The following is a 16,401-nucleotide window of genomic DNA, read 5'->3' on the forward strand; positions in this document are numbered from 1 at the left end:
TTGGTTGGTGTGGACGATGACGCTGCCGCCGACTAGCCGGGCCGATGCGCCCGGGCCATCCAACGTGATGCCCCCCGGTGAATCGGCTGCGGGTGGCATCCAGAGAGGCACTGCCATACAGATTGATGGCACTCTGGGAGGTGCCGGCCAGTCCCGTTCGATGGACCTCTGCCCCGTCCAGGATGATGGCGGAGGTGTCGCTGGCGGCGATCTGGTTGCTGCGCGCACCGGTCACAGTCAGCTTCGATCCGTTGATCAGGGTCCAGGCCTCGACCGGATCGCCTGCGACAACGTCGGCCGTCTGACCATCAAGGTCCCCCGCCAGCGCGGTGGCGGCGGGCAGGGTCGCCACCGCGATCAGCAGGCTGCGGAGGAGCGGGCGCACGGTGGGCCCGCAGATTGAGCGGGTATCGGGGGCGATCTGCATGGATGAATCCTTGTGTCAGGGGGAGACACGCGCCACCACACCGGGCCAACCGTATTCAGGTCAGGAGCCGTATTGCCTCGGTTCCTGTGAAACTCCCGTGAGGATGGGGACTCAAAGCGATAGCACGTGTCTTTGTTGGCCGCAGTGTCACGGCCAGCGCTCCGCCGTCCCATGCAAAAAGTTGCAAAGCGCGCTCAACACCCGGCATCGCTTCAGGCACTGTGCAGGACTGCGACACGGTGTCGCATGTGTGTTGCGGCGCGTTCTATCGCCGCGGCTTGTACCGACGCGTCAGGTCCGGCAACGCGGGGGGCAGACCATGCTCCGCGCCCACGCGCCCACCTGCTACCTTGATGAGGCACCCCGGAGGTAACACTTTGCCCAGGTTGAGAACTCCGTTCGGATCGAGCGTGGCCTTGATCGCGCGCATCGTCGCCGGGCTGAACGCCTGCGCCATGAGAATGAAGGCAACGCGGAAAAATTTTGTAGAGCCGAGCCATGCTCGGCTTGCCGCGCAAAGCGCGGCACTCTTCATGATCTGACCGGAAAGCAGCCGAGCATGGCTCGGCTCTACAGAAAGCGCATCGCGCGTAGTGAAACGGCGCCGGATTGCTCCGGCGCCGTTCTCTTTCCATTACCAGCGGTAGGCTACCGACAGATTGCCGGTCGCTTCGCGATACCCACTGTCACCGCGCATCACACCAAACCCGCCCCAGGCGCTGAAGCCGGAGCGGAACTCCACCCGTGCACCCGCGCTCAGTTCATAGCGGTTGCGCGGAATGCCGGCCTTCAACACTTCGTCGTCAAAGGCGATGCCATTACCCGCACCATCGCGGTACCAGTTGGCCACCAGGTACGGGCTGACCGAGGCACCCGCGGCCGAGCGCGATTCACCCTGCAGGCGCAGGCCGGCACGGCCGGAAAGACCACTGTTGCCCTGCGCACGCACCACGGTGCCGTTGGTCTCGGTATGCACATCGGTCTTGGCGTCGGTGTAGATCAGCTGCAGCTCCGGCTGCAGGCTCAGCGCGGTGTTGCCGATCTGGCCGATGCCGAAGCGGTAGCCGGCTTCCACCGACGACTGCCAGATATCCGAGTCGTAACGCTCCTCGGCCAGGCCGTCGCCCTGCACGCGGTTGCGGAACTGGCCGCGCTGCACGCTGGCATCCACGTACATCGCATCATTGGCCCAATTGCCATACACGCCCAGTGCGCCACCTTCCAGCTTGCCGCGTGCACTGAAACCGGTCACGTCCGAACGCGAAGTGGCACTGCTGCGTGCCGCAGTGCCCATCACGCCGACGCGGCCACGGCCGTCATCGAACACGCCCATGTCGGCACCCAGCTGCAGGCGAGAGCGGTCCACGCGCAGGTCGAGCTGGTCATCCACTGCGCCCAGCTTGCTCTGCGTAGCGTCAACACGGGCCCAGCCACGGATTCCATCCACCGGCGCGGCGCCGCCCTGGCGGTCGCGGTAGCTGTGGCGCAGCATCTGGTCCAGCGCGAACTGGTTGGCCAGGTAGGCGCCGGTCTCCGGACGCAGGATCGGCGTCGGCGGGTCGATCGGATCGACCGGGTCCACCGGCTTGCACTCCGGCAGGGTCGGGTCGACCAGGCAGGGGTCCGGCGCACCGCCCAGTTCCGAACGCAGATACCAGTTGCCGTTGGCGTCCTTCATCAGGAAGTACTCGTACTGACCGCCCACGGCGCGGCCGATCAGATCGAACTGCGCGTTGGATGCGCCGCCGATATCGATCAGTTCGATGCCGCGATCAGTCTTTGCACCGGCGCCGCCGGCATTGAGCACGCGCACGTTGGCCTGGCCGTTGGCATCACCTGCAATCACCAACTTGTCGGTCAGCGAGGTGTCGTCGCCCAGCTGGGTGTTGAACAGCAGCGTGCCGCCGTTGCCGGTGAACTCATCCAGGCTGAGCGTGTTGAAGCTGCTGCCATTGCCCAGCGCCACCGTACCGCCCGCGCCCAGGGTGAGATGGCCGACGTTGCTGTCGCCGGTCATCATCCAGGTGCTGTCGGTGTCGATGCTGGCGGTGGTGACGTTGATGAAGCGGCCATCGATCTGCGCCTTGTTGCGCAGGGTGACGTCCAGAGTACCGGCGGCAGTGGCGGTATCGAAAGTGAGGTTGCCGGCCAGCCGGGAATCATCAACGGTGAAACTGACGGTGTTCTGCGCGGCCACTGGAGTGCCGCTGAGCGAGTTGATCAGCAGCAGGTTGCCATCGCCGCCGGATACCTGCGATCCATTGCGGATGTTGATGTTGAACGTTCCATCCTGCACCGCGCCGATGCGGATGGCCGCACCACGGCCCGACTGCACGGTCGAAGCATCGATGTTCAGTCGCACCGGGTCGGCTACGATCGGTGCCCGCCCATAGAGCAGCGCGCCATTGTTGGCCGCTTCGATGCGCGAACCGTTGACGACGTCGATCTGCCCATGCGACATGCGCAGGCCGAGGCCGCTGAAGAAATCATTGGGCGCCGCGGCATCGCTGACCTGGATCAGGGTTGAATCGAGAATCGCGCGGCCGTCCAAAGGGGCCGGCAGCAGACCGCTGTCCACCATGTCCACGCCGATGCTCAGGGTTTGCGCCGGATCCATGCCATTGGTGGGGGTTACAAGGATGCGACTGCCCACCAGATGAGCTGACGAACTGTGGCCGACGAAGATGCCACCGCCGAGGAAGGTGGTATCGGTGGCGTTGAGGATCGCACGGCTGTTCAGTGAGGCCGCGTGCGAACTGGTTCCACTGCGGCTGACTGATGCTTCTTCCAGATTGATGATGGAATCGTCGCCGGCGGTCAGTCGCAGTGTCGATCCGCCCTTGACCAGCAGCAGCGAGCCGTTGATCAGCGTCCATTCCTCAACGGGATCGCCCGCGTTGACGGTTGCGCTCTGTCCATCCAGATCGCCTGCAAGGACAGGGGCGGTGGATACGGCGGCCAGGGCCAGCAGCAGCCCTCGGGCCAGCGGGCGCAGGGTGGGCAGGGTGAGGTGGGCAGTGTGACGGTTCATCGTCTTGTCCTTTGTAGGGAAAGCGTGGGCACAGGTGGGCCGCCACGTATTGATTCACCCATGTGGCCTTTTCGGCTTGATGGCGTGATGTCGATGTGATGGGCTGAAATCGCCGGCCTGTGTCTTGTTCGGCACGAATTCTGGGCGGAGCGCAGGCCGCAACCCATGCAATTAGTTGCAAAGCACCGACGCAATCGAGGCCCGGGACGGCTGCTGTTCAGCGCAGTGAAGCTGCCACGCCTACAGGTGCGACACGTCGCCGCAGCCGCGATGGGTTGCAATCATTTCGATGGGCGCGGCCAGTGCACTTGACTACGGTGGTCCCCCTTCCATTGGATCACTCCGCATGCGTCCTGGGCTTCCCCGTCCCCATCTGCTGGTCGTGGCGTTGTCTGCTGCGTTGGCATCGCCCTTCGCTCTGGCTCAACAGGTCATCGCCGATGGCGACGATCAAACCCCGCCAGCCGGCGATTACCACACCACCGACCCGGTGGAGCCTGGCAATCCCGCAGGCCACGCGTTCCTTGCCATCAATGCAGGTAGCCTCATTCCGTCTGGCGCGGTCAACCTGCGCACCGAGGGGCAACGCGCCGCCGCTGCGCGTTCCGAAGGGGCAGGCAGCCGCATCCAGCTGCAGGCTGGCAGCGTACTAACGACCGGCTATGGCGCCGCAGGCCTCTCCGCTGCCAGCGGTGGGCAGGTACAGGCCAGCGGAACGCATATCGAAACCCAAGGCACTGCGTCGCATGGCGCAGAAGCCGTGGCCGGCACGCTTTCACTGGACAACGTGCACATCAGCACCCGTGGCGGGCTGGCCCATGGCATCCACGTGCAGCAGGGTCAGGCGGTGGTGCGCGACAGCGTGATTGCAATCCAGGGCGACCAGTCCAACGCGCTGGATGTGCACGGAGGCTCGCTGCTGGCCGAACGTGTACGCATCGATCTCGCCGGCAGCGGCGCCGGCGTATGGGCGCAGCCGGGTAGCGATGTGACGCTGCGCGATGTGCAGATCCACGCTGCCGCTGCAGGTGGCAGTGGCGTGCTGTCGGCGCAGGGCAGCACGTTGTTGCTGGAAAATGTGGATATCGTGCTCAGCCATGAGCGGTCTGGCTCTGGACTGATCGTGGGGGCGACCTGCAGATGCACGGTGGGCGCCTGCACGTGGACGGCAACCATGCTACCGCCATCAGCTTTGCCCAGCAGGGCGGCAACGTGGTGCTGGACGGCGTGGATGTGCGTGGCCATTTCGGTGCAGCGATGATGCGTGATGCCGCGCTGACCCTGCGCAACACCACGCTGGCCAGTGTCGGTACGGCGATCGATGCGAACCAGGACAACGGTCAGGTGGCCGTAGAGAGTTCCCGCGTTGCAGCCAACGCCGGCGTGGGCATCTCCCTGCGCGGCGGCTCACAGGCGCAGGTGCATGCCTCGGAGATCGCGGCCGGTGGCCAGTTCAACCAGGCCATTGCGGTACTGGGCGGCACTGCCACAGTGCGCGGCAGCCGCCTGCACACCACCGGTGCCAACGGCCATGGGCTGTATGCGGAAGGGGGCTACGGTGTGCCTTCAGTGGCCGGTGCCGCCTACAGCGAGCTGCACACCGAAGGCGACGGCGCCATCGGTGCCATCGCCCGGCTGGGCGGCACGGTGGCCCTTGCCGACAGCTTGATCCGTACCGGCGGCGTGCAGGCGCATGGCGTACTGTCGGGCGGTGCCGGCGAGATGACGCTGACCAACACCCACGTGCGCACCGAAGGCGAGGGCGCGTGGGCGGCGGTGATCAATGACAACGGGCGGATGAGCATCGATGGAGGTTCGCTGGCCAGTGCACGGCACGGTGGCGTGTGGGTGCGCAGCAGCCGCGTTGCGGGGCTGACGCTGGGTAACGGCGCGGTGCTGGTGGGGGCAATGGCACCGCGCTGGCGCTGGACGCGGCCGTGTCCGGGCGCTTCGATGTGGCCCTGGCCGATGGGGCGGTGATGGAAGGCGATATCGTGATTACACCGGAGGACCTGGATGCGGGTCTGGTGCCGCAGTCGCAGGTGCACATGACCCTGCGCGACGGTTCGCAGTGGTGGGGGAGTTCCGACCGGGTGCAGGCGCTGTCGCTGCAGGAGGGCAGCCAGTGGACGCTGCGCGGCGATGCCAGCGTGGGCGCGCTGGAGGCACGCGACAGCGCGGTGCTGCTGTCGGCCGGCTTGGGTGATGGCTTCAACACCCTCACCGTGGAAGGCGACCTGCACAGCAGCGGCAGCACTTTCCTGTTCCATGGTGCGCTGGCCGATGATGGCTCGGCCGTCGACCGCCTGCACGTGCGTGGTGATACACACGGTGATGGCGCAGTCGTGGTGCGCAACATCGGTGGCGGCGGTGCGGCCACGCTCGATGGCATCCCGCTGATCGAGGTGGACGGTGCTTCGTTGGCGCAGTTCACGCTGTCCGGCCGCGCTGTTGCCGGAGCCTACGAGTACTTCCTGTTCCAGGGTGGTCTGAGCGACCCGGGCGATGGCCACTGGTACCTGCGCTCGCAATGGTTCGATGTCTGCGAAGACGACCCGGCAGCGCCAGGCTGCGTGGTCAATCCCGGCCCGGGTCCGGACCCGATTGAAGGTGGCGAGGGCGAGGACGGTGGCATCGTCGATCCCCTCCGGCCACCGCCGGTATTGCGTCCCGAACCGGGTGCCTATCTGGCGAACCAGTCCGCTGCGGTGAACATGTTCGCGCACCGGATGCATGACCGCACCGGCGCCCTTGCGGGTGAGCGCACTGCATGGGCACGCGTGGGCCGCAGCAATGCGGACTTCACTGCGGTGGGGGGCGAGCTGTCGGTGGATGGCAATACGTCGGTGCTGCAGCTTGGCAGCGACCTGGTGCGTCGTGGCAATGCCGCGTTTGGTGTGATGCTGGGCAACGGCCGTGCTGACAATCGTGTCGCCTCGGAGCTGACCGGCTACACCGCCACCGGCCGCGTGCTGGGCACCGCCGTGGGCGTGTACGGCACCTGGCTGCAGGATGCAGGAGCAACCCATGGCGCCTACGTGGACGCAACCATGCAGTTCGGTCGCTTTGACAACCGTGTGCAGGGTATCGGCTTGGAGCCGGAGCACTACGATTCACGCGTGGCCACTGCGTCACTGGAAATGGGCCATACCTTCAACGTGTGGCAGGGCACTGGCAGTGCGCTGTACGTGCAGCCGCAGCTGCAGCTGACGTATGCAGACTACCGCGCGGATCGCCACGTGGAGGCGAATGGCACGGTTGTCGATCATGCAGATGTGGGCGGTCTGAGTGGGCGCCTGGGCGTGCGCGTGTTCGGTCATGGCACTGCGGCCGGCAACACGGTGCAGCCGTACCTGGGCGTGAACTGGCTGCGCGGCCGCGGTGCCAGCACCCTGCAGTTCAACGATGAAGGGCTGGGCGCGGACGTGCCGCGCAATCGTTATGAAGTGCAGGCCGGTGCCGAGTTGAAGCTGGGCCAGCGCTGGGGCGCATGGGGCGGGCTGAGCGTACAGCGTGGTGACCATGGCTACCGCAACGTAGGTGGTCAGGTGGGCATACGCCGCCGCTGGTGACTGCGCCGGCGCCCAGTCGCTACTTGGCAGGTCCATCATGGGGGCTTGCAACTTTTTGCATGGAACGGGCGACGGATCATCGCCACGATGTGCGTCCTTCGTTGTCATCGGCAGCACGCCATGCATGTTTCCCGTTCGCTGCCATGGGCCCCCATGGCAGCACTCCTGTTCGCACTGCCCTGGGCAAGTGCGCACGCCGCCTGCGTGCCCGACAGCACCAGCGTGGTATATGCCGAAACCGTGCCTGTGCGCTTCGTGCAGGCGCCGGATGTACTGCTGCACCGCGCCTCCAGCCGTGGTATCCGCTTCCAGTGCGATGCCAGCGAGAGCATCGCGCTGCGCCCGATGTTTGCCGGGTTGACCTATGTGCGCGATATCGACGGCGTACCCGCCTACGAGATCAGCCCCGATTCGCCGCTGATGACGGTGTCGTTCGAGAGCCTGCCGGAGCATGACGAAGGTCTGGAAACCGACATGGATGCGATGCGTGACAGCCCCTGGTACCTGCATGGCGGCCGCACCGATCACTGGGCACGACTGAACTTCTACTCGCGGGGCGGGCCGATGCGCCCGCTGCCGCAGCGCGCGGTCGGCAGTGTGCTGATGACCGCCTCGCAGCCGGTGCAGTTCCAGTTCGAGATCGGCTACGAGTTCCACGGCACCACCTGCACGCTGTCCGATGCGAACGTGGTGCTGGATCCGATCAGTGCCGATGTGCTGGACACCTCGCTGGTGGGTGGGCACAAGGCCTTCGACGTGCTGATGGATTGCGGCGTTCCGGGCCGCCCGGTGTCGCTGGAGATCCAGGACGCGGTGGACCGCAGCAACATGACCGATATCCTGGCCCCGGCGGCCGGCTCGGACGCGCGGGGGTGGGTCTGCAGATCCTGCACCAGGGCCAGACCCTGCCGATGGGGCGGGTCTGGGCGCACACCGATTCAACCGGCGCCAGCGAACGCATTCCGTTTGCCGCGCGCTACGTGCGCGTGCCGTCCGAACCGCTGCAGGCCGGGGCCATCGTCGGCCAGGCGGTGCTGGTGGCCAACTACTACTGAGCCGGTGTTGCTTCCTGCGCGGAACAGATCGCTTGATGGGAGCCCAACGCACGTCCTGGCTGTCGTCATTGCCAATTGATCGCCCATGGCACGCCATCAATGCTGTGCACCTTCACGGCACTGGGCCCGATCATGTCGACTGCAATGAGATCCCACAACGCGTCCATCGACGGCATGCGTGCCGTGGCCGTTCTGGCGGTGGTGCTGTTCCATGCCAACGCCAGCTGGCTGCCCGGCGGCTTTGCCGGGGTAGATCTGTTCTTTGTCATTTCCGGGTTCGTGATCAGCCAGTCATTGGCGTCTCGCCCGGATGCGCCGTGGAGGGCGCTGCTGCTCGACTTCTATCGGCGACGGGTGCTCAGGCTGTTGCCTGCACTGCTGGTCATGCTGATGGCCACGTTCGTGCTGGCTGCGCTGTTCATTCCGCGTGCCTGGCGGAACGAGCAGTTCGACCACACCGGTTGGGCGGCACTGGTCGGCGTCAGCAACCTGGTTCTGGCCGGGCAGCAGGATGACTACTTTTCGCCGGGCGCGGAGCTCAATCCGTTCCTGCACACCTGGACGCTGGGTGTGGAGGAGCAGTTCTACCTGCTGTTTCCCTGGCTGTTCATCGCGTGGCTGCGCCTTCGTGATCGTTGGCAGGCGATAGGCTGGATACTGCCTGGGGTGAGCGTATTGTCCCTGGCGCTCGCTGCGTGGCAGAGCATGAACGCGCCCGCCGCAGCGTTCTATCTGCTACCCGCGCGCTTCTGGGAGCTTGCTTCGGGTGCGCTGCTGTATCAGTGCCTCATGCAGCGTGACGAAGGGCGTTCGCTGGCGTGGCTGGCGCTGCCGGGAGTGCTGCTGACAGCGCTGGGTCTGTGGGGTGCTGCGCAGATGGCGTTGCCCTTTCCCGCTGTCGTGCCGGTCGTCGTCGGGGCGCTGTTGCTGCTTGCCGGCATGCACGCGCCTGGCGGCCGCGTCGCGCACGTGATGGCCTGGACACCGTTGGCCTATCTGGGGCGATTGTCCTACTCGCTGTACCTCTGGCACTGGCCGCTGCTGGTGCTGCTGCGCTGGACCCATGGTCTGCATGGCGTAGCGTTGTGGGCCTACCCGCTTCTGCTGCTGGCGGTTTCGGTGGCCTCCTACCATTGCATCGAGCAACCGATGCGTCGCTCGGGGCGGTGGCTGCGGATGGCACCGGCCAAGGTCCTGGCACTGGCCCTGACCATGCTTGCAGTCTGCACCGCAGGAGCCTGGGCCACGGTGGCCTACCACGAGCAGATCACGCTGAGCGTCACGGGTGACAGTGATGCCTGGCAGGCGCGCCGCTACCCGGCCTGGCGCCCGCTGGAGCTGTTCGCCGCGCCGATGCTGGACGGGCGACGCCTGTTCGTGACCGGCGACTCCCATGCTGCCGCCTATCGCACGATGACCAGCATGGTGGCGCGACAGACCGGCATGACCGTGCAGCAGAGCGACCAGGGCGGCTGCAGCTTCGTGAACCTGCTGCGCGCCAGCCCTGCAGATTGTCAGGGCTTCATCGAGCAGGCGCTTTCGCAGATTGAGCGCGAGGCGCGCCCAGGTGACATCGTGCTGCTGGCGGCATTGCGCATGCCGGAGCTGCGTGGATTCGACTGGCAGCGGCAGGATGCACAGGATATCTATCGGCAGTTGCTGGCCGAGCGCACGCCGGCCCATGCACAGGCCGCGCGCGATGAAGCAGATCGCGTGCTGGGGCGGCTGCAGCGGTTGGGTGTACGCGTGGTCATCGATGCGCCACTGCCGTTGTTCAAGGCGGGTGCGTACCGCTGTTCGGACTGGTTCAATCGCCACAACCCGGCATGCGCCGGAGGCCTGAGTATGTCGCGTGCTGATCTGGAGAGGCTGCGCGCGCCGCAGATGGCGTTGCTGGCTGAGCTGGCAGTGCGCTATCCATCGCTGACGGTGTGGGATCCGCTGCCGCTATTGTGCGGGCCGCAGACCTGTTCGGCGGTGGAAGAGGGTGAACCGCTGTTCTTCGACAACGATCATCTGAGCGGACATGGCAACCGCGTGCTGTTGCCCAGCTTCAGGCAGACCCTGATCGATCTCGCCAGCGACAAGCCTTTGTAGAACCGAGCCGACGCTCGGCCTGCCGCGCGCAGCGCGGGCGTCATCGCGATCGGGTCGAAGAGCAGCCGAGCATGGCTCGGCTCTACAGGAGTGCGCGCGGTCTATGCCGGCGGCAGCACCTTGCCCGGGTTGAGAATCCCATCCGGGTCCAGCGCGTGCTTGATGGAACGCATCGCCGCCAGCGTGGCCGGGGTGAACGCCTGCGCCATGAAATCACGCTTGGCCAGGCCAATTCCATGTTCGCCAGACAACGTGCCGCCCAGCGCCAGTGTCAGTTCGAAGATCTTCGGCAGCGCGGCATGCGCGCGTGCGTTCTCGTCGGCATCGTCCGGGTGGTAAAGAATGTTGACGTGCAGGTTGCCGTTGCCGGCATGACCGAAGGTCACGATGGTCAGTGTGTACTCGCGTGCCAATGCCTGCACACCAGCCACCAGGTCGGGAATGCGCGACACCGGCGCCACCACGTCTTCATTGATCTTGCCGGGCGCGACGGTACGCAGTGCGGGCGACAAGGCCTTGCGCGCGGCCCACAACTGGTCACGCGCGCGACCTTCCATTGCCACGTCCAGCTCGATCATGCCGTCGCCTTCGGCGGCGCTGGCCAGTGCCTGCAGCAGGTAGGGCAGGGTGTCGTGGTCACCATCGGCTTCGACCAGCAGCATCGCGCCGGCCTCGGGTACTTCGGCACCGTTCAAGCGCAGCAGCTCCAGGCTGCGTGCATCCATGAATTCCAGGCGCGTGGGTACCACCGGCTGCGACATCAGGCGTGACACCGCGGCTGCGGCCGCATCGGCATCGCGGTACAGCACGCGCAGGCCAGCCTGGCTGACCGGCAGCGGGGTGAGCTTGAGGGTGGCTTCCACGATCAGCGCCAGCGTGCCTTCGCTGCCCACCAGCAGGTGGGTGAGGTCGTAGCCGGTGGAATCCTTGGTGTAGGCGCCACCGCAGCGGATCACCTCGCCGGTGCCGGTGACCGCCACCAGGCCGAGCACGTTGTCGCGGCTGGTGCCGTACTTCACCGCGCGCGGGCCGCCGGCGTTGCAGGCCAGGTTGCCACCCACGCTGCAGATCTCCGCGCTGGACGGGTCCGGCGCCCAGAACAGACCGTGCGGTGCCAGCGCCTGCTGAAGCGTTCCATTGAGCACGCCCGGCTGCACCACGGCGCAGCGGTCGCCGGCACGGATCTCGACAATGCGGTTCATGCGGGTGAACGACAGCACGATGCTGCCCGGCAGCGGCACGGCCGCGCCAGTGGTGCCGGTGCCGGCACCGCGCGCGACCAACGCCACGTGATGTGCACGGCACGCGCGCACCAGTGCCTGCACCTGTTCGACGTTGGCGGGCAGTGCGACGGCGGCAGGGCGCTGGTGGCGCCATGAGTTGTCCTGCGCATTCGCCTCCAGCGCGTTGTCATCCATTCGCCAGCCCTCCGCGCCCAGCAGGGCAGACAGTTCGGCAACCAGGGCGGTGGGCAGGGCAGTACTCATGACGGTTCTCGCGGGGCAGCAGGAGCGGGTTGGATCAGTTTCCAGGCAACAACGGCGCCGGCCAGCGGCAGCCACACCCAGCGCAGTTCCGACAGCAGGGTGGCGATGCCGCGCGCGCTGAAGAACTGCGGCGCGAACGGGGAGACGCGGATCGGCCGCCATGGGGCGAAGAAGCGTTGGTCGCTCCACGGCCAGGCCAGGGCAACGCCCAGGCCGCCGGAGGTCATCGCGTCGAGCAGCGGATGGCTGGCGGCGCAGATGAAGACGAATACCGCCGCCTGCACGGTGGACGCCACCGCTGGCCGCGCCGTGGTAGGTGCCAACCTTGGTTGGCACGAAACCGCCAACCAAGGTCGGCCGCTACCAAAGAACGCCAGCAACGCCGCCAACACCGCCAGCACCCCGGCAAACAACAGCGAATGGCTGGCCCCTCGATGGCCGAACGCATCGGCATAGGGAATGTGCAGCGCGAACGCCAGCACATCGGCGTCGGGCAACATGGCAGCGACCACCCCGGCAGCCAGCAGCCATGCCGGAACGCGGCCACGATCTGCGGCGCACCACAGCGCCAGCGGCACAGCGGCATGGGTGATGATCGAAGGCATCAGCAATCATCCAGCCGGAACGCATCGCGCAGCCAATGCAGCTGCGGTGGTTCTCCCGTGGCTTCCACCACATCAAAGCGGCACGGCGCATCGGCCAGCGCGGGATGGTCCTGCAGGTACAGCGACGCGGCATGCGCCACGCGTCGGCATTTGCGCGTATCCACCGAGGCCGCACCGCCACCGAAATCGGATCGCGCGCGGTAACGCACTTCCACGAACACCACGGTGCCGGCATCGTCCATCACCAGGTCCAGTTCACCGCCGCGATAACGCACGTTGCGTGCGCGCGGCAACAAGCCGGCCTGTTGCAGATGCTGCTCGGCGGCGGCTTCCACCGCCGAGCCCCGTTGGCTGCGCTCAGCGACCACCGACGATCGGCATCGGCCGGCCGCCATTGAAGGTGGACCAGGCCGGCTGGCGCAGGATGTTGCCATTGCTGTCCAGGAACAAGGTGCCGGTCGCACCATCCAGGCCGCCCTCGTTGGACAGCTTGTCCAGGTAAGCGGTGATCTTCCAGGCGTCGGCACCGAAGGCGAACAGGCGGCCGGCCGCACCGCGTGCGCTCGGCAGGGTGCTGGCCACCTGGCTGGCCGACGGCAGGCCCGACACGCTGCGCACGTTCCAGGCTTCGTTCGGGTAGACGATGCCGTCCAGCGCCACGTCTTCTTCGACCTTGCCGCTGCCGACGGTCAGCTGCGAGGTGCCCACGCGGGTGGCACCACCGGCGCCGGCCAGTGCCAGCTGCGGCGCCAGCAGGCGGGCCTGCGGCGCGCGCACGGCCAGGAACACGGCATCGACCTGGCCGGCATTGCGCACCTGCGCACCGACATCGCCGACCGCATCGCTGACGCCGATCGTGGCCACCACCTGGCCGCCACGCTGGGCGAAGCGCTGGGCGAAGGCGGTGGCGGCACGGCGGCCGGTGTCGTCGGCGCTGTTGATCACCAGCGCCTTGCCGCGCTCGCGGCCACGCAGGTATTCGGCGGCGACGATGCCGTCGTCTTCCGGCGCCAGCGAGAAACCGGCGCTGCCGGCCGGCGGTGCGTCCTTGCCACGGTTCAGCGCCAGCACCGGCACTTTCAGCTGCTGGCGGCCATACACCGCGTCCACTTCGTCGCGCCCGAGCGGGCCGACCACGAAGTCGGCGCCGGCGCTGACGGCCTTGTCATAGGCGGCCAATGCACCGGCTGCGGTGCCGGCGGTATCGATGAAGGTGATGTCCGGGCGGCGGCGGGTCTCGCCGTAGTAGGCGGCCAGCAGGCCATCGCGCACCGGCTGCGCGGCGGTGGCCAGGCGGCCGCTGAGCGGCAGCAGCACGGCCAGCTTGACCGGCGGGCGGTAACCGTCGCTCAGTGCCGGTGGGCGCTTGCTGGTATCGAACTGGGCGGCGCCGTCGCGGTCGAACGGGCGCGGCAGCGGCAGGCCACGCGCGATCAGTGCGCGGCCGGCGAAGTTGTACAGCGGGTCGTTGGCCGGCAGCGCGGCGGCGCGGCTGCGCAGGGTGGTGTCGTCGAGGGTGCCGAGCAGGCCGGCGATGGCCGACTGGTTCTCGTTGCGGGCGGTGCCGGTCAGGCCGGCATGCGCGCGGGCACGTTCGGCAGCGGCGCCGAAGCTGTCACCGGTACCCTGCAGGGCACTGGCGCGGGCCAGGTACCAGCGCGTGCGCAGCGCCGGCAGCACGTTGTCGCCACTGTCCTTCAGCAGCGCCAGCGCCTGCGCCGGCTGCTTGTCGGCCAGTGCCAGCTCGGCGCCGGTCAGCTGGTAGCGCTGCAGGCTGGCACCGGTCAGCTGGCGGGCGGTGAGCTGGCCCAGCAGGCTGCGTGCGCGGGCACTGTCGCCGGCCAGGTTCCAGGCCCAGGCGGCATCGGCCAGGGCGTTGGCGCGGGCACCGCCGCGCAGGGTGGCAGCCAGGCCTTCCAGCTGCAGTGCGGCGTCGCGCGGCTTGCCCTGTTCGATCAGTGCCAGCGCCTGGCTCTGGGCCGGCGATTCGGGCGCGCTGGTCAGGCTGGTGGTGGCACAGCCGGCCAGCAGCATCAGCGACAACGACAGGGCGGAGATCCGTGCGGCGGGCTTGTTCATGATCGGGTCCATGCGATGAGGGCAGCGGCCTTGGCCGGGTACACGCTACGATTCTACCCTTGCCCCGTGAGTACCGCTGAAATGAGTGTCCCAACCCTGTACGTCGTCGCCACCCCGATCGGCAACCTGGCCGATCTGAGCCCGCGCGCGCAGGAGGTGCTGCGTTCGGTGGCGGCCATCTGTGCCGAGGACACCCGCCGCAGCGGCCAGCTGCTGTCCCATTTCGGCATCCAGCAGCCGCTGGTGGCCCTGCATGAGCACAACGAAGAGGCCCTGTCGCAGCGGCTGGTCTCGCGCCTGCAGGCGGGCGAATCGCTGGCGCTGGTCAGCGATGCCGGCACCCCGCTGGTCAGCGACCCCGGTTTCCGCCTGGTGCGTGCTGCCCGCGCGGCCGGCATCAAGGTCAGCCCGATCCCGGGCGCCTGCGCCGCCATCGCCGCGTTGAGCGTGGCCGGCCTGCCCAGCGACCGTTTCAGCTTCGAAGGTTTCCTGCCGGCCAAGGCCAGCGGCCGCCGCGACCGCCTGCAGGCGCTGGCCGGCGAAGTGCGCACGATGGTGTTCTATGAATCCTCGCACCGCATCGCCGAATCGCTGGCGGACATGGCGGCGATCTTCGGCGGCGAGCGCCCGGCAGTGCTGGCACGCGAACTGACCAAGCTGTTCGAGACCGTGCTCGACGGCGATCTGGCGGGCCTGCTGGCCCGGGTCGAGGCCGACGACAACCAGCGCAAGGGCGAGTTCGTGGTGATGGTGCAGGGCGCCGGCGATGACGAGGAAGCACAGCTGGCGCACGGCCGCCGGGTGTACGCCAAGCTGAGTGAACATCTGCCGCCGTCTACGGCCGCCAAGCTGGCCGCCGAGTTGACCGGCGCGCCGCGCAAGGCGTTGTACGGGAGTTGATGGATCGTGCGGACCAAGGTCCGCACCCACCAAAGCGGAATCGGCGCGGCATCGGTAGATCCACGCCACGCTTGGATGGATGAACGACGCGCCGCGATCAGCACGGCAGGAAGGGCGTGCGTACGCTAGAATATGCGCTGGCGGAGTCGGCCAGACAGTCGCGTCATCCTTTCGGGGATGCCGAGGAAAGTCCGGGCTCCATAGGGCAAGGTGCCAGGTAACGCCTGGGCGGCGCAAGCCGACGGAAAGTGCAACAGAAAGATACCGCCTACGTCTTCTTCGGAAGGCCGGTAAGGGTGAAATGGTGCGGTAAGAGCGCACCGCGAGTCTGGCAACAGACCGGCACGGCAAACCCCACCTGGAGCAAGACCAAATAGGGATCCTTTGGCGCGGCCCGCGTTGGATCCGGGTAGGTTGCTTGAGCGTTGCGGTGACGTAACGCCTAGAGGAATGACTGTCCACGACAGAACCCGGCTTATCGGCCGGCTCCGCCTCCTTCTTCCATCCACGCATGGCGTGGATCTATCGATGACCATCGCCCGCGCGGTGGGGCGTAGAGTCGAGCTCGCTCGACTGCTCCCTGCAATCGGCGAACAGCGAAAGGCAGTCGAGCAAGCTCGACTCTACGCGGGCGTGCAATCAGCTGGGCGTACGGTACTGCCCGGCGGAAATGAACTGCTCGAAGCGTTCGCACCACACCACGACGGTGGTGTAGTCGTCCACGTTGACGCTTTCAGGCACGTCGACCAGGAAACGGTTGAAGGTCTTCACTTCGCCGATGCGCTGGGCTTGCGCCTTGATCTTCAGGAAGTCGGCCTTGTTGTCGACGAAGTCGCGCACCAGGTAGACCTTGTAGTCCGGCCCCGGGCCCATCTTGCCGTCGAAGGCGACCTGGCGTGGGCTGACGCTGACCTTGCCGTCGGCCCAGTGCACCGCGTCGCTGCCCTTGAGGTCGCGGCGGAAGGTGGTGTGGTAGCGGGCTTCGCCCATGGCGGCCTGCACCTGTGCGACCGGCGGGTCGTCGGGGGCGATCAGGATCGGCAGCAGGTACACGCCCAGGCCGAAGCCGAGGCCGAGCGTGAGCAGGTGGGTGGCGACAAGTACGAGAACACGGCGCATCGATGACTCCCTGTGGATCGGTGGGGCGC

General features: G+C 67.1%; 13 protein-coding genes, 1 other RNA gene and 1 pseudogene. 8 read left to right on the plus strand and 7 right to left on the minus strand.

Annotated features, from left to right (window positions below):
- Positions 1-791 precede the first annotated feature (791 nt).
- Positions 792-884 (minus strand): annotated as a pseudogene (locus tag N4G47_RS01625) (FAD-linked oxidase C-terminal domain-containing protein); the annotation flags it as partial.
- Between N4G47_RS01625 and N4G47_RS01630 the strand changes: the two are divergent.
- Positions 844-969 carry a hypothetical protein gene (locus tag N4G47_RS01630; protein WP_475289994.1) on the plus strand — a complete coding sequence of 42 codons (126 nt, stop codon included), beginning with the start codon at positions 844-846 and terminating at the stop codon, positions 967-969. The pseudogene N4G47_RS01625 and the gene N4G47_RS01630 overlap by 41 nt on opposite strands.
- Before the next feature lie 92 nt (positions 970-1,061).
- Here the strand turns inward: N4G47_RS01630 and N4G47_RS01635 are convergent, their stop codons facing one another.
- Positions 1,062-3,458 (minus strand): autotransporter family protein, encoded by a 2,397-nt coding sequence (locus tag N4G47_RS01635; RefSeq protein ID WP_475284843.1) that lies wholly within the window; start codon positions 3,456-3,458, stop codon positions 1,062-1,064.
- Positions 3,459-3,804: 346 nt separating this feature from the next.
- On the opposite strand from N4G47_RS01635, the gene N4G47_RS01640 reads away from it, so the two are divergent.
- From N4G47_RS01640 to N4G47_RS01660, 5 genes are all read left to right on the plus strand, one after another.
- On the plus strand, positions 3,805-4,719 hold the full coding sequence (locus tag N4G47_RS01640; protein ID WP_475284845.1) for a hypothetical protein: 915 nt from the start codon (positions 3,805-3,807) through the stop codon (positions 4,717-4,719).
- Entirely contained in the window at positions 4,620-5,438 is an 819-nt protein-coding gene (locus N4G47_RS01645) for a right-handed parallel beta-helix repeat-containing protein (protein ID WP_475284847.1), read from the plus strand. The genes N4G47_RS01640 and N4G47_RS01645 overlap by 100 nt, the downstream gene beginning before the upstream one ends.
- Positions 5,396-7,030, plus strand: coding sequence for an autotransporter family protein (locus N4G47_RS01650; RefSeq protein ID WP_475284849.1), 1,635 nt, complete (start codon positions 5,396-5,398; stop codon positions 7,028-7,030). Before N4G47_RS01645 ends, N4G47_RS01650 begins: the two co-directional genes overlap by 43 nt.
- 153 nt (positions 7,031-7,183) lie before the next feature.
- Positions 7,184-8,164 carry a hypothetical protein gene (locus tag N4G47_RS01655; protein WP_475284851.1) on the plus strand — a complete coding sequence of 327 codons (981 nt, stop codon included), beginning with the start codon at positions 7,184-7,186 and terminating at the stop codon, positions 8,162-8,164.
- A gap of 65 nt (positions 8,165-8,229) precedes the next feature.
- A complete protein-coding gene (locus N4G47_RS01660) occupies positions 8,230-10,182 on the plus strand; it encodes an acyltransferase family protein (RefSeq protein ID WP_475284853.1) in 1,953 nt (650 codons plus the stop codon).
- Positions 10,183-10,283: 101 nt separating this feature from the next.
- Here N4G47_RS01660 and N4G47_RS01665 read toward each other — a convergent pair whose 3' ends face one another.
- Genes N4G47_RS01665 through N4G47_RS01680 form a run of 4 tightly spaced genes read right to left on the minus strand, consistent with a single transcriptional unit; the run spans position 10,284 to position 14,353 of the window.
- Positions 10,284-11,669, minus strand: a complete 1,386-nt coding sequence (locus tag N4G47_RS01665; RefSeq protein WP_475284855.1) for an FAD-binding oxidoreductase — start codon at positions 11,667-11,669, stop codon at positions 10,284-10,286.
- Positions 11,666-12,274: a metal-dependent hydrolase gene (locus tag N4G47_RS01670; RefSeq protein ID WP_475284856.1), complete on the minus strand. Its 609-nt coding sequence runs from the start codon at positions 12,272-12,274 to the stop codon at positions 11,666-11,668. The genes N4G47_RS01665 and N4G47_RS01670 overlap by 4 nt, the downstream gene beginning before the upstream one ends.
- Positions 12,274-12,642, minus strand: coding sequence for a YraN family protein (locus N4G47_RS01675; RefSeq protein ID WP_475284858.1), 369 nt, complete (start codon positions 12,640-12,642; stop codon positions 12,274-12,276). Before N4G47_RS01675 ends, N4G47_RS01670 begins: the two co-directional genes overlap by 1 nt.
- The gene (locus N4G47_RS01680; RefSeq protein WP_475284860.1) at positions 12,632-14,353 is read right to left on the minus strand and encodes a penicillin-binding protein activator; all 1,722 of its coding nucleotides are present in this window, start codon (positions 14,351-14,353) and stop codon (positions 12,632-12,634) included. Before N4G47_RS01680 ends, N4G47_RS01675 begins: the two co-directional genes overlap by 11 nt.
- Before the next feature lie 81 nt (positions 14,354-14,434).
- On the opposite strand from N4G47_RS01680, the gene rsmI reads away from it, so the two are divergent.
- Together rsmI and rnpB are read left to right on the plus strand one after the other, a co-directional pair.
- Positions 14,435-15,253 (plus strand): 16S rRNA (cytidine(1402)-2'-O)-methyltransferase, encoded by an 819-nt coding sequence (rsmI, locus tag N4G47_RS01685; RefSeq protein WP_475284862.1) that lies wholly within the window; start codon positions 14,435-14,437, stop codon positions 15,251-15,253.
- A gap of 142 nt (positions 15,254-15,395) precedes the next feature.
- Positions 15,396-15,747: RNase P RNA component class A (gene rnpB / locus N4G47_RS01690), an RNA gene on the plus strand.
- Positions 15,748-15,892: 145 nt separating this feature from the next.
- On the opposite strand, the gene N4G47_RS01695 is transcribed toward rnpB, so the two are convergent.
- The gene (locus tag N4G47_RS01695; RefSeq protein ID WP_475284864.1) at positions 15,893-16,372 is read right to left on the minus strand and encodes a DM13 domain-containing protein; all 480 of its coding nucleotides are present in this window, start codon (positions 16,370-16,372) and stop codon (positions 15,893-15,895) included.
- Positions 16,373-16,401: the final 29 nt, after the last annotated feature.

It is taken from the genome of Stenotrophomonas sp. GSD10 (genome assembly GCF_056172695.1).